This is a genomic window from Streptomyces sp. A 4/2 (assembly GCF_940670765.1).
Taxonomy (GTDB): Bacteria; Actinomycetota; Actinomycetes; order Streptomycetales; family Streptomycetaceae; genus Streptomyces.
In genome coordinates this window covers 68,668-88,018 of sequence record NZ_CALNVW010000062.1, presented here as the reverse complement: position 1 = coordinate 88,018, position 19,351 = coordinate 68,668, and the positions used below count along the sequence as shown (strand labels likewise).

The 19,351-nt window shown below is 71.2% G+C and carries 17 protein-coding genes; 9 read left to right on the top strand and 8 right to left on the bottom strand.

Annotated elements, in window-relative coordinates; genetic code table 11:
* Positions 1 to 329: 329 nt before the first annotated feature.
* Complete coding sequence (locus tag NBY69_RS36325; RefSeq protein WP_250306551.1) at positions 330 to 779, top strand: PTS glucose transporter subunit IIA; 450 nt, start codon at positions 330 to 332, stop codon at positions 777 to 779.
* A 63-nt stretch (positions 780 to 842) separates the two neighbouring features.
* A complete protein-coding gene (gene ptsP / locus NBY69_RS36320; protein WP_250306550.1) occupies positions 843 to 2,513 on the top strand; it encodes a phosphoenolpyruvate--protein phosphotransferase in 1,671 nt (556 codons plus the stop codon).
* Positions 2,514 to 2,599: 86 nt separating this feature from the next.
* Here the strand turns inward: ptsP and NBY69_RS36315 are convergent, their stop codons facing one another.
* Together NBY69_RS36315 and NBY69_RS36310 are read right to left on the bottom strand one after the other, a co-directional pair.
* Positions 2,600 to 3,484: a hypothetical protein gene (locus NBY69_RS36315; protein ID WP_250306549.1), complete on the bottom strand. Its 885-nt coding sequence runs from the start codon at positions 3,482 to 3,484 to the stop codon at positions 2,600 to 2,602.
* A gap of 22 nt (positions 3,485 to 3,506) precedes the next feature.
* Positions 3,507 to 4,781 (bottom strand): MFS transporter, encoded by a 1,275-nt coding sequence (locus NBY69_RS36310; RefSeq protein ID WP_284350360.1) that lies wholly within the window; start codon positions 4,779 to 4,781, stop codon positions 3,507 to 3,509.
* A gap of 45 nt (positions 4,782 to 4,826) precedes the next feature.
* Here NBY69_RS36310 and NBY69_RS36305 point away from each other — a divergent pair, with 45 nt between their 5' ends.
* Entirely contained in the window at positions 4,827 to 6,146 is a 1,320-nt protein-coding gene (locus NBY69_RS36305; protein WP_250306548.1) for an aminotransferase class I/II-fold pyridoxal phosphate-dependent enzyme, read from the top strand.
* Between the two features lie 36 nt (positions 6,147 to 6,182).
* On the opposite strand, the gene NBY69_RS36300 is transcribed toward NBY69_RS36305, so the two are convergent.
* Positions 6,183 to 8,159: an acetoacetate--CoA ligase gene (locus NBY69_RS36300; protein WP_250306547.1), complete on the bottom strand. Its 1,977-nt coding sequence runs from the start codon at positions 8,157 to 8,159 to the stop codon at positions 6,183 to 6,185.
* 215 nt (positions 8,160 to 8,374) lie between these two features.
* On the opposite strand from NBY69_RS36300, the gene NBY69_RS36295 reads away from it, so the two are divergent.
* Positions 8,375 to 10,726, top strand: coding sequence for a TIM-barrel domain-containing protein (locus NBY69_RS36295; protein WP_250306546.1), 2,352 nt, complete (start codon positions 8,375 to 8,377; stop codon positions 10,724 to 10,726).
* Here the strand turns inward: NBY69_RS36295 and NBY69_RS36290 are convergent.
* Positions 10,717 to 11,259 carry an NUDIX domain-containing protein gene (locus NBY69_RS36290; protein WP_250306545.1) on the bottom strand — a complete coding sequence of 181 codons (543 nt, stop codon included), beginning with the start codon at positions 11,257 to 11,259 and terminating at the stop codon, positions 10,717 to 10,719. The genes NBY69_RS36295 and NBY69_RS36290 overlap by 10 nt on opposite strands.
* 81 nt (positions 11,260 to 11,340) lie before the next feature.
* Here NBY69_RS36290 and NBY69_RS36285 point away from each other — a divergent pair, with 81 nt between their 5' ends.
* The 4 genes from NBY69_RS36285 to NBY69_RS36270 all read left to right on the top strand — a co-directional run bounded on the left by NBY69_RS36285 (position 11,341) and on the right by NBY69_RS36270 (position 14,324).
* Positions 11,341 to 12,150: a M15 family metallopeptidase gene (locus tag NBY69_RS36285; protein ID WP_250306544.1), complete on the top strand. Its 810-nt coding sequence runs from the start codon at positions 11,341 to 11,343 to the stop codon at positions 12,148 to 12,150.
* A gap of 126 nt (positions 12,151 to 12,276) precedes the next feature.
* Positions 12,277 to 12,624: a DUF962 domain-containing protein gene (locus NBY69_RS36280; RefSeq protein ID WP_250306543.1), complete on the top strand. Its 348-nt coding sequence runs from the start codon at positions 12,277 to 12,279 to the stop codon at positions 12,622 to 12,624.
* Positions 12,625 to 12,675: 51 nt separating this feature from the next.
* The gene (locus tag NBY69_RS36275; protein ID WP_250306542.1) at positions 12,676 to 13,137 is read left to right on the top strand and encodes a Zn-ribbon domain-containing OB-fold protein; all 462 of its coding nucleotides are present in this window, start codon (positions 12,676 to 12,678) and stop codon (positions 13,135 to 13,137) included.
* Entirely contained in the window at positions 13,134 to 14,324 is a 1,191-nt protein-coding gene (locus NBY69_RS36270) for a lipid-transfer protein (protein WP_250306541.1), read from the top strand. Before NBY69_RS36275 ends, NBY69_RS36270 begins: the two co-directional genes overlap by 4 nt.
* Positions 14,325 to 14,369: 45 nt before the next feature.
* Here NBY69_RS36270 and NBY69_RS36265 read toward each other — a convergent pair whose 3' ends face one another.
* The 4 genes from NBY69_RS36265 to NBY69_RS36250 are packed head-to-tail and all read right to left on the bottom strand — an operon-like array spanning position 14,370 to position 18,513.
* On the bottom strand, positions 14,370 to 14,975 hold the full coding sequence (locus NBY69_RS36265; protein ID WP_250306540.1) for an ATP/GTP-binding protein: 606 nt from the start codon (positions 14,973 to 14,975) through the stop codon (positions 14,370 to 14,372).
* Positions 14,956 to 15,354 carry a DUF742 domain-containing protein gene (locus NBY69_RS36260; RefSeq protein WP_250306539.1) on the bottom strand — a complete coding sequence of 133 codons (399 nt, stop codon included), beginning with the start codon at positions 15,352 to 15,354 and terminating at the stop codon, positions 14,956 to 14,958. Before NBY69_RS36260 ends, NBY69_RS36265 begins: the two co-directional genes overlap by 20 nt.
* A gap of 10 nt (positions 15,355 to 15,364) precedes the next feature.
* Positions 15,365 to 15,802, bottom strand: a complete 438-nt coding sequence (locus NBY69_RS36255; RefSeq protein ID WP_250306538.1) for a roadblock/LC7 domain-containing protein — start codon at positions 15,800 to 15,802, stop codon at positions 15,365 to 15,367.
* Positions 15,799 to 18,513, bottom strand: coding sequence for a nitrate- and nitrite sensing domain-containing protein (locus tag NBY69_RS36250; protein WP_250306537.1), 2,715 nt, complete (start codon positions 18,511 to 18,513; stop codon positions 15,799 to 15,801). The genes NBY69_RS36255 and NBY69_RS36250 overlap by 4 nt, the downstream gene beginning before the upstream one ends.
* Positions 18,514 to 18,900: 387 nt before the next feature.
* Here NBY69_RS36250 and NBY69_RS36245 point away from each other — a divergent pair, with 387 nt between their 5' ends.
* Positions 18,901 to 19,317, top strand: coding sequence for a hypothetical protein (locus NBY69_RS36245; RefSeq protein WP_250306536.1), 417 nt, complete (start codon positions 18,901 to 18,903; stop codon positions 19,315 to 19,317).
* The last annotated feature ends 34 nt before the right edge of the window (positions 19,318 to 19,351 follow it).

The following is a 19,351-nucleotide window of genomic DNA, read 5'->3' as shown; positions in this document are numbered from 1 at the left end:
CCGGCGAGTCCGACTCTATCAGGCCTTTTCGCTCTTCCGAACCATCAATTCTGCAGACATGCAGAAATGACATCCGGTTAAGGTCTTGGCTGATTAGATGCTGCCGACCCCCGACTCATAGTCGTGTTGGCGTCAGGCAGGAGTACGACAGTACAGCTCGCCAGGGAGCGAGGCAAATCGCTTCCGGTGGGTTCCTTGATCTGTCAACCCGCCGCTCTCGGGCGGAACCGGGACTTATCATGACTTACTCTTCTGAAGAGTACGCCGTCCAGAACACATCAGGTAGTGACGGCGGCACACGAAGCTCCGCCCTCTGGGAGGCTCCCCCTATGACCACCGTGACATCTCCGCTCGCCGGACGCGCGATCGGGCTCGCCGCAGTGCCGGATCCCGTGTTCTCCGGTGCAATGGTGGGCCCGGGTACCGCTATTGACCCCGCACGTGAGCCCTCGGTGGCCGTGTCCCCGGTCGACGGCATCGTCGTCTCCCTGCATCCGCACGCTTTCGTCGTCGTCGACGGACAGGGCCACGGGGTGCTGACGCACCTCGGTATCGACACGGTTCAGCTCAACGGCGAGGGCTTCGAGTTGCTCGTCAACAAGGGCGACACGGTGGAGCGCGGTCAGGCCATGGTGCGCTGGGACCCGGCAGCGGTCGAGACCGCGGGTAAGTCTCCTGTCTGCCCGGTCGTCGCGCTGGAAGCCACTGCTGATTCGCTGTCCGACGTGGTCGAGACCGGCGATGTCGAATCTGGCGGGCCGCTCTTCAGCTGGCAGTGACATCGGCCATTCACCGCGGCGGCGGAGTTCCCAGTCGAGCCACGAAATTCGGAGACGGGTGACATGCAGACAACACTGCGAGGCGTCGGAGTGAGCCACGGCGTGGCGATCGGCGAGGTTCGGCACATGGGTACGGCAGTTCTGGAGCCGCCGGCCAAGCAGATTCCCGCCGAGGAGGCGGAGCGCGAGCAGGGGCGTGCACGTCGGGCCCTGGAGGCGGTGGCCGCCGATCTGATCGCCCGGGGCAATCTGGCCGGCGGTGAGGCGCAGCACGTGCTCGAAGCTCAGGCCCTGATGGCTCAGGACCCGGAGCTGATGGCCGATGTGGACCGGCGTATCGCTGTCGGCAGTTCCGCGGAGCGCGCGGTGTTCGACGCGTTCGCCTCGTACCGGGCGCTGCTCGCGGGCGCCGGTGAGTACCTCGCCGGGCGGGTCGCCGACCTCGATGACGTACGGAACCGGATCGTCGCGCGGCTGCTGGGCATTCCGATGCCGGGGGTGCCGGACAGCGACAAGCCGTACGTACTCATCGCGCGGGACCTCGCCCCGGCGGACACCGCATTGCTCGACCCCACGCTGGTGCTCGGCTTCGTGACGGAGGAGGGCGGGCCGACCAGCCACAGCGCGATTCTGGCGCGGGCGCTCGGAGTGCCGGCCGTGGTCGCTCTGCCCGGCGCCGGTGAGCTCGCCGAGGGCACGGTCGTGGCGGTGGACGGCAGCACGGGCGAGGTGTTCGTCGAGCCGGACGCCGGTAAGCGCGCCGAACTGGAGTCCGTTGCCGCCGCGCGCAAGGCGTCGCTGGCCGCTTCGACCGGCCCCGGAGCCACGTCCGACGGGCACAAGGTTCCGCTGCTCGCCAATGTCGGCGGGCCGGGTGATGTGCCTGCCGCGCTGGAGGTCGGCGCCGAGGGCGTCGGGCTCTTCCGTACCGAGTTCCTCTTTCTCGACAACTCGGCCAAGGCGCCGTCGGAGGAGAAGCAGGTCGAGGCGTACCGCAAGGTGCTGGAGGCCTTTCCCGAGAGCCGGGTGGTCGTCCGGGTGCTGGACGCCGGGGCGGACAAGCCGCTGGAATTCCTGACGCCGGCCGACGAACCGAATCCCGCTCTCGGTGTGCGGGGGCTGCGTTCCCTGCTGGACCACCCCGAGGTACTGCGCACCCAGTTGACGGCGCTGGCCAAGGCCGCCGAGGGGCTTCCGGTGTATCTGGAAGTCATGGCGCCGATGGTGGCCGACCGGATCGACGCCAAGGCATTCGCCGACGCCTGCCGTGAGGCAGGTCTGCGGGCGAAGTTCGGCGCGATGGTGGAGATCCCGTCCGCCGCGCTCCGGGCGCGCTCCATCCTGCAGGAGGTCGAGTTCCTGTCACTGGGCACCAATGACCTCGCGCAGTACACCTTTGCCGCCGACCGCCAGGTCGGCGCCGTGTCCCGGCTCCAGGATCCGTGGCACCCCGCGCTGCTCGACCTGGTGGCGTTGTCCGCGGACGCCGCGAAGGCCGAGGGAAAGAGCTGTGGTGTGTGCGGCGAGGCCGCCTCCGATCCGCTGCTCGCGTGTGTGCTCACCGGTCTGGGTGTGACGAGCCTGTCCATGGGTGCGGCCTCGATTCCGTATGTCCGTACGACGCTCGCGAAGCACACGCTCGCGCAGTGCGAGCGTGCGGCTGCCGCCGCGCGTGCCGCGGACTCCGCTGGTGAGGCCCGGCTGGCCGCACAGGCGGTGTTGTCCGGCGAATAACGGGCGCACGGGCGAACAGCCGATGCGCTGTCCCGTAGCTCCGTGAGGGGCTTCCCGCCACGTCGGCGGGAGGCCCCTCACAGCGTTCAGTGGTGGGTGTCCTCCTGCGGGAGGGCATATCCCGCGCAGTAGTCGACACCGGATTCGGGTGACACGGGATCGCCGGTCTCGGCGTCCGTGCAGTACGCGGTGAACACTTCGCCTGCCGTGAGCGGCACCAGATGTCCGCGCTGGAGCCGCCAGCCGCGGACCTTGTCGTCCTGGCCGGAGGCTGTCGTACGGATGACCACCCCGCCCGGACTCTCCAGCGCGATGCCTGCCGCGAGGACGGTCACGAAGGCCGCGCCCTCGGTGTGGTCGAGACGGGCGACGGCGCCCTCCTGACTCTCCGCGTGCAGGACGGCGAGAAGTGGCTCGCCCTCGGCGGGCACGCTGCACACCAGGTGATGGCTGCCGGATCCCGCGCCGTCGAGCAGGCTCTTCAGCGCCCGGGAGGCCCGGTCGAACGAGGCCCGGCCGATGTCCTGGCCGCAGTCGGCGCACTCCCCTCTCTCGGCGAGCACCATGGTCGCGTACTCCCACGTGGCCTGGCGGACCGCTTCGTCGATGAGCAGCGGAACCAGCCGGTCGATCGGCTGTCCGGCATACGGCAGGGCCGCCCCGGCGGACACGATTCCCGCGGTGAAGCGCGTACGGCTGTCCGCCGAGTCCGGGTCCAGTCCGGCGGCCTCGCAGAATTCCGCGAACTCTTCCGGGTCGAACAACGCGACCGTCGTGTGCACCCCCTCTTCGGTGAGGGCTCGCAACAGGCCCTCGATCTGCTGGAGATAGGTGGTGTGGTCGTCGAAGGTGAAGCTGCGGTACCGCCTCATCGACGCGAAGTCCCGCTCGTCGGCCAGCAGGCCGACGGTGCTCGGTGCTTCGCGGCGCAACGCCCGCCGCATGGAACTGCTCTGATTGCTCTGCGCCATGGCTCCCCCTGAGCACGGTGGATCAATGCTCACTCACAGTAACCGGCGGCACTGACAACGCGGGCCGGGGCAGCCGGGTACGCACGAGCCGGCTCTGTGCCACGCAGGTCGCGACGACACCCGCGCCGAGCACGGGCCAGGCCAGCGGGCCCGCCGCGATCACCGCGGTGACGAGCAGTGGCCCTCCGCTGCGCTGAGCGGAGGAGGCGAGTCCGTGCACCCCGAGATAGGCGCCCTGCGCGTCATCGGCGGCGAGCGCGATCGAGAGTTCCCAGGAGGCCGTCGCGTGCAGCATTTCCGCGACGGTCAGTGCCATCGCGGCGAGGACGAGCATGGACACCGCGAGTGCGGTACCGCCACCGGCCGATGCACTCGTGGCGATGCACCCGACGACGAAGAAGCCCGCGAGCGGCATCAGCAGCCTGCGCGCCGATTCGGGGGTACCGGCGAAGCGGGAGAGCGGCACCTGGCAGAAGACGACCATCAGGCAGTTGAGAACCATCAGCAACGGAGCGAGCCCGTGCGGGGCGTGGGTGGCGTGGACGATCCAGAGGGGCATACCGACCTGGAGCACCGCGTCGTCGAGGAAGAGCATCGTTTCGGTCGCGGTGAACAGGAGGTACGTGCGGTCCTGCCAGGGGTTCGGCGGCCGGGCCGGCGGGCCCGATTCCTTCGAGCCGGCGACCGTCCGTGAGGGTGCCGGGGGTTCCGCGCAGCGCAGGGTGAGGGCCGACATGACGACGTAGGACACGGCGTTGCCGATGAGCAGGCCCTGGTATGCGTGGGTGGTGCCGACGGAGAGGGTGATCGCCGCGGCGAGGCCGCCGATGGCCCAGCCCGCGTTGGAGACCGTGCGCTGAACGGCCTGGTACCGGATGCGGTCCGCTCCGCTGACCCGGGCCGAGTAGAGCTTGGTGAGGACGTTGGATCCGCGGTCGCCGAGGCTGCCGACCGCGGAGTAGACCAGCAGGAGTGCGAAGTTGTGGGTGGTCAGCAGGGCGAGCAGGGCGATGGCTTGCTGTATCTGGGCCGCGACGAGGATGCGGGTGAGGGGAAGCCGGTCGGCGAGGTGGCCGGCGAGTGGTGAGCCCGCGATGCCGGCGGCTCCCGCGATGCCCATGAGGATGCCGACCTCGGCGATCGGCAGGTGGGCGACCAGGGTGAAGTACAGCGCTGCCGCGCCCATCCAGAGGCCGGTGCCCGTCTTGTTCACGAGGGCGATCCAGAGCATCCGGCGCCCGTCCCGGCCGCCCGGGATGCGTGCGTACAGTGCGGCTCGGCGGCGGCTGAGAGTCACCGGTCCCCCTTGACTCGATTTATGTATCAGTACATACTTCGCTACGTGGCAACACAATATGCGATCAGTGGTACGACGGCCAAGGAGATTTCCGCATCGGTCGAACAGGCCGTGTCCCAGGGCTCCTTGGGGCCAGGAGCGGCGCTGCCTCCGGTGCGCGGGCTCGCCGGCGACCTCGGGGTCAGTCCCGGCACGGTCGCCGCCGCGTACAAGGAACTGCGGCTGCGGGGCATCGTGATGACACGCGGGCGGGGCGGAACGGTGGTGGCGCGGACCCCGGCGGTGGGGTCGCGGCGGCCTCCCAGGGTTCCCTCAGGGGTGCGCGACCTGGCGGGCGGATACCCGGACCCGGCGCTGCTTCCCGTGCTCATTCCCCCCGGGCCGGTGGACCCGGTCGAGGGCTCGCACCGCGGCTCGCCGCGCCTCGCGAACCTGGAGGAGCTGTCCCGTACCTGGTTCGCCCGGGACGGGGTGCCGCACGACCGGGTGACCTTCGCGCAGGGTGCGCTCGACTGCATGAGCCGGCTGCTCTCGACCGAGTTGAAGCCGGGCGACACGGTGGCCGTGGAGGATCCGGGCTTTCATCATCTGCTCGATCTGGTACCGGCGTTGGGGCTTCGGACGGCGCCGGTCGCGGTGGACGACGAAGGGATCCAGCCGGCCGCGCTGCGTACCGCGTTGCGGGCCGGTGCCCGCGCCGTCGTGTGCAGCCCGCGGGGACAGAGTCCGATGGGCGGCTGCTTCTCGGCGGAGCGGCGCACCGCGCTGCTGGCGGTCCTGGCTGCGTTCCCCGATGTCCTGGTCGTGGAGGACGATCACAACGCGGATGTGGCGGACGCACCCGCGTTCACGCTGGCGGCGGGTGGTCTCCCCCGCTGGGCGCAGGTGCGGAGCGTCTCCAAGCACCTCGGAATCGATCTGCGCTGGGCCGCGGTCGCCGGTGATGCCACGACGCTGGCCAGGCACGACGGGCGGATGCTGGTGACGTCCGGGTGGGTCAGTCATCTGCTCCAGGCGACGGTCGCGCGGGCGATGTCCGACCCGGAGGTGGGGGCGTTGGTGGAGCGGGCCGCGCAGACGTACACGGAGCGGCGGACCGGCCTGATCCAGCGGCTGTCGGAGCACGGGATCGCGGCGCACGGGGCGAGCGGGTTGAACGTCTGGGTGCCGGTGCGGGACGAGTCGGCGGTGGTCAACGGGGTGCGTTCGCGGGGGTGGTGGCTCGCCGCCGGGGCCCGGTTCCGGATCGCCGCGCCACCCGCCGTACGGATCACGACGGCCACGTTGGCGGAGGAGGACGCGGCGCGGCTGGCCTCGGACTTCGCCGAGGTGCTGGGCGAGTCCGAGGCCATGTACGGGGGTTGACGTCACCGCCTGAGCGGGTGACTGCCGGTGCGGCGGTCAGCGGCGGCTGCGGGCGAGTTCCTCGTAGAAGGCGAGCAGTTCGAGATTGTCGACCGATCCGGGGTTGACCGCCTTGTCGAGCGCCGTGCCCTGGAGCAGGCGTTTGACGGGCACCTCGATGCGTTTGCCGGTGAGGGTGTGCGGGACGCCGGGGACCTCGATGATGTCGTCGGGGACGTGACGCGGGGAGAGCTGTTCGCGGATGGTCCGTTTGATGCGGTCGCGGAGGCCGTCGTCGAGCGTGGCGCCCTGGACGAGGTGGACGAAGAGCGGCATCCAGTACCCGCCGTCGGGCTCCTCGATTCCGATGACCAGGGATTCACGGATCTCGGGGAGCCGTTCGACCGCTTCGTAGATGTCGGCGGAACCCATGCGGACCCCCTGTCTGTTGAGGGTCGAGTCGGAGCGGCCGTGGATGATCACGGAGCCGTGGCCGGTGATCGTGATCCAGTCGCCGTGCCGCCAGACTCCGGGGTACGTGTCGAAGTAACTGCTCCGGTAGCGGCTGCCGTCGGGGTCGTTCCAGAAACGGATCGGCATGGACGGCATGGGTCGGGTGACGACGAGTTCGCCGACCTCCCCGACGAGCGGTCTGCCCTGTGCGTCCCAGGCCTGGAGGTCGGTGCCGAGGCAGGCCGCCTGGAGTTCGCCGATGTGCACCGGCAGGGTGGGGACGGCGCCGGCGAAGCAGCTGCAGACGTCCGTGCCGCCGCTGACCGAGGCGATCCAGACGCTCTCCCCGGCCGCTTCGTGGAGCCAGCGGAACCCGTCGGGCGGGAGCGGGGAGCCCGTCGTCGCGACGCAGGTGACACGGGAGAGGTCGTAATCGCGGGCCGGGTGGAGGTCCGCCTTGCGGCAGGCCATGACGTAGGCGGCCGAGGTACCGAAGAAGGTGGCCCCGGTGCGCTCGGCGATGCGCCACTGGGCGCCGGTGTCCGGGAAGCCGGGGCTGCCGTCGTACAGGACGATCGTGGTACCCGTGAGCAGGCCGGAGACGAGGAAGTTCCACATCATCCAGCCGGTGGAGGTGTACCAGAAGAAGCGGTCGTCCGGGCCGAGGTCGCAGTGCAGTCCGAGCTGCTTGAAGTGCTCCAGCAGGATGCCGCCCTGGGACTGCACGATCGCCTTCGGCAGCCCGGTCGTACCGGAGGAGTACAGCACCCACAGCGGGTGGTCGAAGGGAACCTGCTCGAACACCGGCTCCGCGTCGCCGGCCGTGACGGCGGACCAGTCGAGTGCGCCTTCGGGCGCCGGTGTGCCGAGGAGCGGGATGTGCACCACGGCGCGCAGGGTGGGCAGTTCACCGCGGAGTTCGGCGACGGTGTCGCTGCGGTCGTGCTCCTTGCCGCCGTAGCGGTAGCCGTCGACGGCGAACAGCACGACCGGTTCGACCTGCTGGAAGCGGTCCAGGACGCTGCGGGCGCCGAAGTCGGGGGCACAGGAGGTCCAGACCGCTCCGACCGCGGCGGTGGCGAGCAGGGCGGTGACGGCCTGGGGGATGTTCGGGAGGTAGCCGCTGACCCGGTCGCCGGGGCGTACGCCGAGCGCGCGCAGTTCGGCTGCGAGCGCGCCCACCTGGCGGCGCAGTTCGGACCAGCTCACGGGCCTCGGCTCGTGGCTCTCGTCGACGTGCAGCAGGGCGGGGCCGTCCGCACGGTCCGGGTCCTCGGCGGTGCGCAGGGCGTGTTCCGCGTAGTTGAGGGTCGCGCCGGGGAACCACTGGGCGCCCGGCATGGAGCGATCGGCGAGGACGCTCTCGTACGGGGTGGTGAACCGCACGCCGAACCAGTCGGCGACGGCCTTCCAGAAGGTGTCGAGCTCCTCGATCGACCAGCGGTGCAGCGCGGCGTAGCCGCCCCCGGCGGGTGCGCCGTACTGCTCGGCCGCCCAGGCCTGGAAGCGGGTGATCGTGGCGCCGTCGATGCGTTCCTGGCTGGGCTGCCAGAGGGGTGGTGCGGCGTTCGCTGAGTTCATGGGGCGGCTCCCGGACTGTACGCGTGGTGTGCGTGTGGGCGCGCACGTGCGAGGGGTGTGCGCGTGACACGGCTGACACGGACGATGCCATGTGATCGACTTGTGCACCAGAGCGGGAGACCTGTGGTCGCCGGGGTGAACATGTGGTCCTGTCCCGGGTGAACGGCGGCTGAACGGCCCCTGCGTTCCGGTGCCGGGATGGCAGTCTGAGCGGCATGGACGGTCGTGACCTGGTGCGCTCGGTGCAAGCGGTGGGTACGGCGCAGGGACGGCGCGCGTTGCGCTCCGCCTGGCGCAGACGGCGTACGGACGCCCGGGAGCTTCCGCCGCGCGGGCCGGAGCGCGCGCGGGTGCCCGGCGTGGTGACGGGTGTGGAGCCCCGTCCGGGCGGCGGGGTCGTCCGGTTCGCCCGCTCGGAGTTGCTGGTCAGGGTCGCCGTGGGCGGAGCGGTCTTCTGGGGGTGGGACGGCGCGGAGCCGACGCCTTCGTACGCCCTGGACGAGTGCCCCGGACCCGATCCCCGTGCCGTGCTGGAGCCGGACAAGGACGGCGGCTGGCGGGTGGTCTCGGAGCGGGTGACCGTCGTGGTGTCCCGGCACGGGGCGGTCGAGATCCTCACCCCGGGCGGTGTCAGGATCCGTAAGGAGCTGCCGCCCCGCTGGTGGGAGCCGGTCGCCGGAGGGGGTGCCCGCTGGGTGCAACGGGCCGAGGTACCGGCCGACGCGCGGTTCTTCGGGCTGGGCGGGCGGGCCGCGGGGCCCCGGCTGCGCGACGGGTCGTACCGGCTGTGGAACACGGACCCGCGGGGCGGCTTCGGTCCCGGGGACGACCCGTTGTACATCACGATGCCGGTGCAGGTGGTGGTGGCGGACGCGGGTACCCATCTGTCCTTCTACGACAACAGCTGGGACGGCCGGGTGGTCATCGCCGAGGGCGAGGAGGGCGCGGGGTCCGGGCACGACCGGCCGGGCTCCAGCGAGGTGCGGATGAGCGGTGGTCCGCTGCGCTGCTGGGTGGTCGTCGGGACACCGGCTCGGGTGCTCCACGGCTGGACCGCGCTGACCGGCCGGCCCGCGCTGCCGCCGTCCTGGGCGCTCGGTCCGCAGCACGCGCGGTGGGGCTTCGGGAGTGCGCAGGAGGTCCGCAGGGTCGTGGCCGGCTACCGCGAGCGGGGGCTGCCGCTGTCGGCGCTCCATCTGGACATCGACCATTACGACCGGCATCAGGTCTTCACCGTCGACCGCGAGCGGTTCCCCGATCTCCCCGGGCTCGCCGAGGAGTTGCGCGGGGACGGGGTGCGGCTGGTGTCGATCGTCGATCCGGCGGTGAAGGCCGAGCCCGGCAACGCGGTGTACGACAGCGGGCTGGCCGCGGAGGCCTTCGTCGGCGATCCGCGGGGCGGGCCCGTGCGCGGGGTCGTGTGGCCGGGTGAGTGCGTCTATCCCGATTTCACCGCTCCTCGGGCGCGTGCCTGGTGGGGCGGGCTGTACGAGGAGCGGCTCGCGCAGGGTTTCTCCGGTGTGTGGCACGACATGAACGAGCCCGCCTCCTTCGCCCCGTTCGGCGATCCGACGCTGCCGCGCTCGGCGCGGCACGATCTGGACGGCCGTGGCGGTGACCACCGGGAGGCGCACAACGTCTACGGCCTGACCATGGCACGGGCCGGGTACGAGGGGCTGCGCCGGCTGCGCCCCGACGAACGTCCGTTTCTGTTCTCCCGCTCCGGGTGGGCGGGGATGCAGCGGTACGGCGGGACCTGGTCCGGCGATGTGAGCACGGGATGGCCGGGGCTGCGGGCCTCGCTGTCCCTGGTGATGGGGCTGGGGCTGTGCGGGGTGCCGTACTCGGGGCCCGATGTGGGTGGTTTCGACGGCAGCCCGTCGCCGGAGCTGTATCTGCGCTGGCTGCAACTCGCTTCGTACCTGCCGCTGTTGCGGACCCACTCGGCGCTCTGGGCGGGGCGCCGGGAGCCGTGGGAGTTCGGTCCCGGGACGCTGGAGCACGCGCGGGCCGCGCTGGCCGTGCGGGAGCGGCTGCAGCCGTACTTCGTGACGCTGGCGCAGCTGTCCCGGCTCACCGGCGCCCCGTACGTACGGCCGGTGTGGTGGGGCTCGCCCGGGGACCGGGCGCTGCGTGACTGCGAGGACGCGTTCCTGCTCGGGGACGCGTTGCTGGTGGCGCCGGTGCTGGAGCGGGGGGCCGACCGGCGTGCGGTGCGGCTGCCGCGCGGGCGGTGGTACGACACGGCGACCGGCACCGCCCATGACGGCCCCGCGCAGGTGCTGCTGGACGCGCCGCTCTCGCGGATCCCGGTTCTGGCGCGCGCCGGTTCGGTGATTCCGGTGCGGGGCGACGACGGTGGCACCGAGCTGGAGGTGTGGGCGCCCGCCGCCGGGCGTACGGGCGGCGGGGTCGTGGTCCGGGACGCCGGGGACGGGTGGGAGGAACCGGAGGTCGAGCGCTGGACCACCGCGCTGGACGAGGGGCGGGTGGTGGTCCAGCGGCTGGTGGAGGAGGGGGCCGTGGAGCCCGGGTGCCCGGTGCGGGTGCGGGGTCTTCAGCGGTAGCGGCCGGTGAACCAGCCGCGTACGGCTTCGGTGTGCAGCGGGAAGGCCAGCTCGGTGGCGGCGCGCAGGATGTGCCAGCCGGCGGTCTCGTCGGTGGGTACGGAGGCCGGGAGAGTGGCTGCTTCGCGTGCGGGGAGCAGTCCGAAGAGCAGCAGATGGCCGTCGGGGGAGCTGAGCGCGTCGGCCAGCCGTACGTCCTGCTCCCGCGCCGCGATCCCTGTCTCCTCGCCGAGTTCACGCACGACCGCGTGCCGCCAGTCCTCGGCGGCGTCGATGAAGCCGCCGGGCAGGGCGATTCCGCCGCTCTGCGGCTCGATGGTCCGGGTGATGACGACGAGTCCGGTGCCCTCGGCGTCCCGTACGGGCAGCAGTGCGACCGCGACGGGCAGCGGATTGCGGTAGGCCGTGCTGCCGCAGGCCCGGCAGGTGCGGGGCCATCCGGTGGTGGCGAACGCGGCGCCGCAGTCCGGGCAGTGGGAATCCCTGACAGGCTCGACGGGCGGGTTCGCGGGCGCGTTCGCGGGCGTATCCATGGGCGCGGACTGTATCCGACCGCGCTTTCCTTCCGGGCCGTGCACCAGATAGATGGAGTGCACCAGATAGATGGAGTGCACATGACACGACTGAGTTCCGCCGTACGGTCCCTCGCCGTCGCCGCCGCCACCCTGTTCGCCTGCACGGCCGTCTCCCCCACCGCTCAGGCGAGGACCGGGCCGGGGGCGCCGGGGGATTTCGTCGCCCTGCGCGCCGTGGACCCGACGATCATCCAGGAGATGCGCTATCCGTACCCGCACAACTTCATGGGCGAGCCGGTCGACGGCTACGACCAGCCGCTGTGCATCCTCACCCGGCCCGCCGCGCAGGCCCTGCACCGGGCCCAGACGAAGCTGCTGCGGCAGGGCTACTCGCTGAAGGTCTACGACTGCTACCGGCCTCAGCGCGCCGTCGACCACTTCGTCCGCTGGGCCAAGGACCTGGACGACGAGAAGATGAAGGCCGAGTTCTATCCGCGGGTCGACAAGTCCCGCCTGTTCGCCGACGGTTACATCGCGGAGAAGTCCGGGCACAGCCGTGGCAGCACGATGGATCTCACCCGGGTGAAGCTCCCGGCGCTACCGACCCGCCCCTACCGTCCTGGTCAGCCGCTCGCCCCCTGCTACGCCCCGAAGGACCAGCGGTTCCCGGACAACTCGATCGACATGGGTACCGGGTTCGACTGCTTCGACACCCTCGCGCACACCGACGACCCCCGCATCAAGGGCGTCCAGCGCGCCCACCGCGACCAGTTGCGCGACGCCCTCGGCGCGGTCGGGTTCGTCAACCTGCCTGAGGAGTGGTGGCACTTCACCTATCAGCCGGAAACCTACCCGGACAGCTATTTCGACTTCCCGGTGGCGTGGCGTTCGGTGGCGGGGCGCCACTGAGACCCGGGTCCCACGGAGCGGGGAGGAACGGCCGGGACCACCCCCGTCGGCTCCGGCCGTTCTCCCACTCCTGACGGACGCGGAACAGCCGTATCCGGTTCTCGGATCGGGGACTACCGTTTCCGCATGACGCAGCAGACGTTCGACACGTACGAGGAATTCTGGCCGTACTACGTCGCGATGCACTCACGGGCCGCGACCCGCTGGGTGCATCTGACCGGCACGCTCACCGGGCTCGCGGTGAGCGCGTACGGTCTGGCGCGCGGCCGTAAGCGGTATGCGCTGGCGCTGCCGCTCATCGGGTACGGGACCGCCTGGCCCGCGCACTTTCTCATCGAGCGGAACAATCCGGCCTCCTTCGGGCATCCGTCCTGGTCACTGCGCGGGGACGCGCAGATGATCGGGATGATGCTGACGGGCCGCGACCACGAACTGGCGGAGACCGCCGCCAAGTGGCTCGCCGGGAACCACTGACCCGTGGCACACTTCTGACGTTCCGTCAGATTGCTGATGCCGGGAGGGGTCTTGACGCGCACCCGCACACCCGTGGTGGCCGGATGGTTCACGGCCGACACCGCACCGGAGGACTTCCGGCTGCTGGGCACTCGCTGCTCGGCCTGTTCCGCGGTGTTCTTCCCCCGCGAGGACACCTTCTGCCGCAATCCCGGCTGCGCGGGCGGTGAGCTGGCGGAGGTCCCGCTCTCCCGGCGCGGGCGGATCTGGTCGTTCACCGACGGCCGCTACCGCCCGCCCGCTCCGTACGTCTCCGACCCGCAGGTGGCGTGGGAGCCGTACGTGCTGGTCGCGGTCGAACTCGAAGCCGAGGGCATGGTGGTGCTCGGCCAGGCGGCGCCCGGGGTACGGATCGGCGATCTGGCCGTCGGCATGACGGCCGAGGCCGTCCCCGGTGTCCTCGACGAGGACACCGGCACCACCTGGGCCACCTGGCACTGGCAGCCGGTGCGGACACCGCAGGTGCGGTCATGACGGCCGACATAGCGGTCCTCGGAGCCGGTATGCACCCCTGGGGCAAATGGGGGCGCAGCTTCGTCGAGTACGGGACGGTCGCGGCCAGGACCGCGCTCGCCGACGCCGGGATCGGCTGGCAGGACGTGCAGTCGGTGGTCGGCGCGGACACCGTGCGCAGCGGCTATCCGGGGTACGTGGCGGGTGCGACCTTCGCCCGCGCCCTCGGCTGGCAGGGAGCGCGCGTCACCAGTGTGTACGCCGCCTGCGCGTCCGGTGCGCAGGCCATCAACACGGCCAGGTCCCAGATCCTCGCCGGTATGGCGGACGTGGTGCTGGTGGTCGGCGCCGACTCCGCGCCGAAGGGGTTCTTCGCCCCGGCGGGCGGCGAGCGTCCCGACGACCCCGACTGGCTGCGGTTCCGGGTGCTCGGGGCGACCAACCCGGCGTACTTCGCGCTGTACGCGCGCCGCCGGATGGCCCTGTACGGCGATACGGCCGAGGACTTCGCCCTGGTCAAGGTGAAGAACGCGGCGGCCGGTGCGCTCAACCCCCAGGCCCGCTACCGCAAGCCGGTCACCGCCGAGGACGTGGCGGCCTCAGCGGTCGTCGCCGACCCGCTGCGGCTGCTCGACATCTGCGCGACCTCGGACGGCGCGGCGGCGCTCGTGCTCAGCAGCATGGACTTCGCGCGGCGCCACGGGGCCGCCGACCCGGTCCGGATCCGGGCGGTTTCCACGCCCACGCCGGTCTACCCCAGGACCGTTCTCGATCTGCCGGACATCGCCACCGACTCGACCACCGCCGTCCCGCCCTCCCCGGAGTCCTTCCGCGCCTCGATCGCCCGGACCGCCTACGAGGAGGCGGGGATCGGCCCGGAAGATCTCTCCCTGGCCGAGGTCTACGACCTGTCGACCGCGCTGGAGCTGGAGTGGTACGAGGACATCGGGCTCTGCGCCGCCGGTGACGGCGCGAAGCTCGTACGCGAGGGCGCCACCGCGCTGGGCGGGCGCATTCCGGTCAACACCAGCGGCGGGCTGGCCTCCTTCGGGGAGGCGGTGCCGGCCCAGGCCATCGCCCAGGTCTGCGAGGTGACCTGGCAGCTGCGCGGCCGGGCCGGGGAGCGGCAGGTGCCCGGCGCACGCGCCGCGATCACCGCCAACCAGGGGCTGTTCGGGCACGGTTCGTCGGTGATCGCCGTCCGCTGACCCGGACGTCCGGCACCTGAGGGGTGCCCCAGGTGCCGGACGGTCTCAGGTGACGGCGTGCGCGCGGGCCTTCCCGGCGAGGTCCATCGCGTGCTCGACGACCGCGACGAGCACGTCCTTCACCGTCTCCCGCTCGCGTGCGTCGCACATCATGACGGGCACTTCGGGGTCCAGGTCGAGGGCCGAGCGCACGGTGTCCCCGGGGTAACGGTCCGCCCCGTCGAAACAGTTGACGGCGACGGTGAACGGGATGGAGCGCCGCTCGAAGTAGTCGACCGCGGCGAAGCAGTCCTCCAGACGGCGGGTGTCGGCGAGCACCACGGCGCCCAGCGCGCCCTGCGCCAGTTCGTCCCAGAGGAACCAGAACCGGTCCTGCCCCGGTGTACCGAAGAGGTAGAGGACCAGGTCCTCGCGGAGGGTGATCCGTCCGAAGTCCATCGCGACCGTGGTGGTGGTCTTCTGCTCCACCCCGTCGGTGGAGTCCACGGGACGGCCCGCCTCGCTGAGGGTCTCCTCGGTGCGCAGCGGCCGGATCTCGCTGACCGCGCCCACCAGGGTGGTCTTGCCGACGCCGAACCCGCCCGCCACCAGGATCTTGAGGGTCACCGGCTCGACGAGCTGCTGGTTGCGGCTAGAGCGCCCGAAGGCCATTGATTACCTCGCGAAGAATGCTGACGTCCGGCAGCTCGGCCGGCGGTACGGGCTGGGTCACACGGACAAGGGCGTCGTCGACGAGGTCGCCGACCAGGACACGTACTACTCCTACGGGCAGATCGAAGTCGGCCGCGAGTTCGGCGATCGACTGCGGTGCGGCGCTGCACCGCTCCACGATGTCCACGTGTTCGGGCGAGAGGGTCTGGTCCCTGCCCAGGTACTCGGCCGCCGGCTCGGGGACGACCAGCGCGATCAGATCGAGCCGGTGGCCGCCCTCGGCGCCGGTACGGCCGCGCGTCATGGCGTACGGCCGTACTACGGGTCCTGCGTCGTCGTCGAACCAGTGGTGTGCCGGTGGTCGGCCCCCGTCGCTCATGGCGTTCCCCTCACCCTCCGGCGGTGAGCCCGGTCCGTGGTGCTGTCGCGAGGTGGGCACCGACCCGCTTCACCATGAGCGTCATCTCGTACGCCACCAGGCCGACGTCGGAGTCGGCGTCGGACAGCACCGCGAGACAACTCCCGTCGCCCGCAGCCGTGATGAAGAGGAAGGCGTCGTCCAGTTCCACGACGGTCTGGCGGACCCGGCCCGCTTCGAAGTGACGGCCGACCCCCTTGGCCAGGCTGTGGAAGCCGGAAGCCACGGCGGCGAGGTGCTCGCCGTCCTCACGTGTCAGATCCTTCGAGGTGCCGGTGGCGAGGCCGTCGCCCGACAGGACCAGTGCCTTGCGGATACTGCCGACCCGCTCCACCAGCTCGTCGAGGAGCCAGTTGAGCTCGCCGGGTCCCCCTGCGGCGTTGTGTACTACTGCGTTCGGTACGGTCATCGACCGGTCCCCTCCGATGTGGTTCCTGGTGCTCCGTCGGCCGGTCCGGTGCCGACGGCGGCTGATTCTGCCGATTCCTGTGCCGAGTTGTCGCGGCGGCCCCGCTGCCAGCCACGCTGGAGCGACGCCATGCGGCTGCGTACCTCGTCGGCGTCCCGTTCCTCGTCCGCCGCGGTGCCGGACGGCTCAGCCGCGGGTGCGGGCGCCCGGCGCAGCTGCGGGGCGATGTTCGCCTGACGGACCCGCCGGGGCAGCCCGCCGGGACTGCCGGGGGCGGGCACGGCCCTGGGCGGTTCGGGCCTGTCCCCCGTGCGGCCGGGCCCTTCCGGCACGCGTACCGGCCCGTCCGTCACGCGTACCGGCCCGTCGGTCCTGCGTACCGGCCCTTCCGCCGTACGCCCGGGTCCGTCGACCCGGCGTCCGTGGTCGGAGACGAGAGTCGGCGGCTTGCGGCGCCGGGGCAGCCCGACGGGCCCGGTGGGACGCGCGGACTCGGACGGTGCCGTGCCCTCGTCCGGGGTCTGCTGATGTTGGTCACGCGGAGCGGCCGGGGCGCGATTGCGGAAGATGCCGCCCGGTGAGCTGTCCTCGTCGGCCAGGTCCGCCGCCTCGTCGAACGCCAACACCTCGACGGGCGGCTCCAGTTCGACCGGCCCGTCCAGTACGGACGCGGGCGGCCGTCCGGCGCCGGGCACCGGCGAGAGCACGGAACGTGATCCGGTCCTGTGTGCGCTGCGCCGGTCGGCGCGGAAGCCGGTTCCGTCAGTACCGGGCCGCTCCGTACCGGCTCCGACGGCGTCGGGTCCCTCGCTGTCCGGCGCGTCGGTGAGCAGCGCCACCGGGATGAAGATGACGGCGGTCGTGCCGCCGTAGGGCGATGTCTGGAGCGAGACCCGGACGTTCTGCCGCTGCGCGAGCCTGCTGACCACGAAGAGGCCGAGCCGGTCGGTGTCGGACAGCTCGAACTCGGGGGTCTCGGCGAGACGCAGGTTCGCGTCGAGGAGCGCGTCGGGGGTGATCCCGAGTCCACGGTCGTGGATCTCCAGGGTGAACCCGTTGGCGACACGCTCGCCGTGCACCTGCACCGCGGTGTGCGGAGGCGAGAACACCGTGGCGTTCTCCAGGAGTTCGGCGACGAGGTGGGTGAGGTCCGCGACGGCGGGACCGCCGACGCCGATCCTCGGCAGCCGGCGCACCTCGATGCGTTCGTAGTCCTCGACCTCCGCGACCGCGGCCCGTACGACGTCCATCAGCTGGACCGGCTTGCGCCACTGCCGGGAAGGTGCGGCGCCGGAGAGGATCACCAGGCCCTCGGCGTGCCGGCGCATACGGGTGGTGAGGTGGTCGAGACGGAAGAGATCCGCGAGCTCTTCGGTGTCCTCGGTGCGGCGCTCCATGCTGTCCAGCAGCGTCAGCTGCCGGTGCAGCAGTACCTGGTTGCGGCGGGCGAGGTTGACGAAGACCTCGGAGACACCACGGCGCAGGTCGGCCTGGCGCACGGCGGCTTCGACGGCGGCCCGCTGCACCGTGTTGAGTGCGAGGCCGACCTGGCCGACCTCGTCCTTCTCGTACTCCAGACGGGGCGCCTCGGTCTCGACGTCGACCTGTTCACCGGCGGCGAGACGGCGCATCACGCTGGGCAACCGCACCCCGGAGACCTCGTGGGCCTCCTTGCGCAGCCGGCTCAGGTCGCGGATGAGCTCCCGGCCGATGCGTACGGACACCATCAGGGACACCAGCAGTCCGCCGATGCCGAGCAGCGCGGCGATCCCGGCCTTGGCGAAGATCCGGAAGGCGGCGGGCCGCACCCGGTCCTGGAGTTCCTTGCGGGCGTCGGCGCCCATCACGTCGAGGCGGTCGAGCGTCCGTCCGGCGTCCGTGCTCCACCGGGAGGCGGATCCGGTGATGGTGGTGCTTCCCGGGTTCCTGCTGACCGCTGATTCCTCGGCGGTGCGCACCGGGGTCGTCGCCGGGCCGCTCCAGTAGGCGTTGAACGCGTCACGGTCCTGGCGGGGCAGTGCGGGAAGGCTGACGATGTAGTACATCTTGCGGGTGGCGACCAGGTCCGAGATGTCCCGCAGATCCCGCTTGTCCAGTCGGCCCCCGGTGAGGGCCGAGCCGAGCAGGGCGTCCTCACGGGAGAGCGCCTCACGGGCCCGGCTGACGCCGATCAGGGCACGCGACTGCTCGGCCAGACTGGAGTTCTGCAGCGTGGGCAGGTCGGCGAGGAGGTCGAGCGCCTGGTCGCAGAGGCGGTTGTACTGGTCGTACGCTTCGCGGCGCGTCACTTCGTTGTCGCCCGCGTTGCGCCGCAGCGAACCGAGTCCGGCGAACCCGTCCATGAGGCCGCTCAGCCGCCGGCCCGCGTCCTCGTCGAGTGCCGAACGGACGTCGCCGCTTCCGGTGTCGTGCCGCAACGTGGCCAGGGAGGCGTCGGTGCTCGCACGTTGCTCGCGCAGCGCGGCAAGGACGTCCGAGGCGCCCGGGTCGACGAGGTAGCGGAGCGTCAACGACCGTTCCTTCTGCACCTCTTGCAAGGAATCGACCAGCGGGCGACCCACCTTTTTCACGACGGTTCCGGTGCGCATCAGTTGCAGGGCGTCGCGACCGGTGAGGTAGACGGCGAACGACCAGATCGCTGTCAACGCGACGAGCGGGACCAGCAACAGCGCCACGATCTTCCTGCGGACGGATCTCCCGCGAAAGCGCATGGCCTCCCCCAGCTCAACCCCGCCCGGCGGGGGTGGTGTTCCGGCAATAAACGGCGCGAGCCTACTACTGCCTCACAGGCAACTCGAAGGGACGTCCGGACTATTTTCGGCCTCCTGTACGGGAGTTGATCACGCCATGTCCTGGTTTCCCAGCAGATCGCCTTCCCCGACCGGGCGGAAGAACTCCGGCAGTACGTCACTTTCCGCACCCGCGGGGATGGCCGGAATTCTCTGCATGGCGGGAATCTTTACCGGAAGTTGTTCGTCCTTGCGTACGAGGGGCGCAGGAGAGGCAGCGGATGCTTGAACCGGCTCAAGCCGGGCATCCGTTCTGGAGTCGGACAGCGCCTGGGCCGTGTGCGCGGGTCGAGGAGAAGGGGAAGAGGGATGGCCGTCGAAGAGGGCGAAGTCCCCGTGCGGCCCCTGTGGGTCGAAGAGCCCGCGGTGCGGCCACGGATGCCGGACCCGGTGCGCAGCAGCGCGGTGCGCGCCGTGCTCATCGTTTCCGTGACGCTGATCCAGGCGGTGACGGCTTTCCTGTCCACCGTGACGGACTCCTGGCTCGCCTTCCCGATGGTGCTCAGCAGTGTGGCCAGTACCGTCGTCGCGACGTGGGCCGTACTGGATGTCTGGATCACCCGGCAGGTGTGGAACCAGCGCCACGGCGTCACCTCGGTTCCCAGCAGCACGGCGCGCCGGCTGCGCAGGGAGCGGCGCAGGGAACGCCGCGCGGCGCGTCGGCAGGAGCGGGACGCCGAGCGGATACGGGCGAACCGCTCGGCGAGGCTCTCGACCCAGATCTGATCCCGGCAGGTCCGAGCCCAAGTCCGAGCCCAAG

Coding starts and splice junctions, on each gene's coding strand:
- NBY69_RS36285 (WP_250306544.1), top strand. CDS start 11,341: ATGACACGACTGAGTTCCGCCGTACGGTCCCTCGCCGTCGCCGCCGCC.
- NBY69_RS36315 (WP_250306549.1), bottom strand. CDS start 3,484: ATGGCGCAGAGCAATCAGAGCAGTTCCATGCGGCGGGCGTTGCGCCGC.
- NBY69_RS36325 (WP_250306551.1), top strand. CDS start 330: ATGACCACCGTGACATCTCCGCTCGCCGGACGCGCGATCGGGCTCGCC.
- NBY69_RS36300 (WP_250306547.1), bottom strand. CDS start 8,159: ATGAACTCAGCGAACGCCGCACCACCCCTCTGGCAGCCCAGCCAGGAA.
- ptsP (WP_250306550.1), top strand. CDS start 843: ATGCAGACAACACTGCGAGGCGTCGGAGTGAGCCACGGCGTGGCGATC.
- NBY69_RS36250 (WP_250306537.1), bottom strand. CDS start 18,513: ATGCGCTTTCGCGGGAGATCCGTCCGCAGGAAGATCGTGGCGCTGTTG.
- NBY69_RS36255 (WP_250306538.1), bottom strand. CDS start 15,802: ATGACCGTACCGAACGCAGTAGTACACAACGCCGCAGGGGGACCCGGC.
- NBY69_RS36290 (WP_250306545.1), bottom strand. CDS start 11,259: ATGGATACGCCCGCGAACGCGCCCGCGAACCCGCCCGTCGAGCCTGTC.
- NBY69_RS36260 (WP_250306539.1), bottom strand. CDS start 15,354: ATGAGCGACGGGGGCCGACCACCGGCACACCACTGGTTCGACGACGAC.
- NBY69_RS36265 (WP_250306540.1), bottom strand. CDS start 14,975: ATGGCCTTCGGGCGCTCTAGCCGCAACCAGCAGCTCGTCGAGCCGGTG.
- NBY69_RS36245 (WP_250306536.1), top strand. CDS start 18,901: ATGGCCGTCGAAGAGGGCGAAGTCCCCGTGCGGCCCCTGTGGGTCGAA.
- NBY69_RS36280 (WP_250306543.1), top strand. CDS start 12,277: ATGACGCAGCAGACGTTCGACACGTACGAGGAATTCTGGCCGTACTAC.
- NBY69_RS36270 (WP_250306541.1), top strand. CDS start 13,134: ATGACGGCCGACATAGCGGTCCTCGGAGCCGGTATGCACCCCTGGGGC.
- NBY69_RS36295 (WP_250306546.1), top strand. CDS start 8,375: ATGGACGGTCGTGACCTGGTGCGCTCGGTGCAAGCGGTGGGTACGGCG.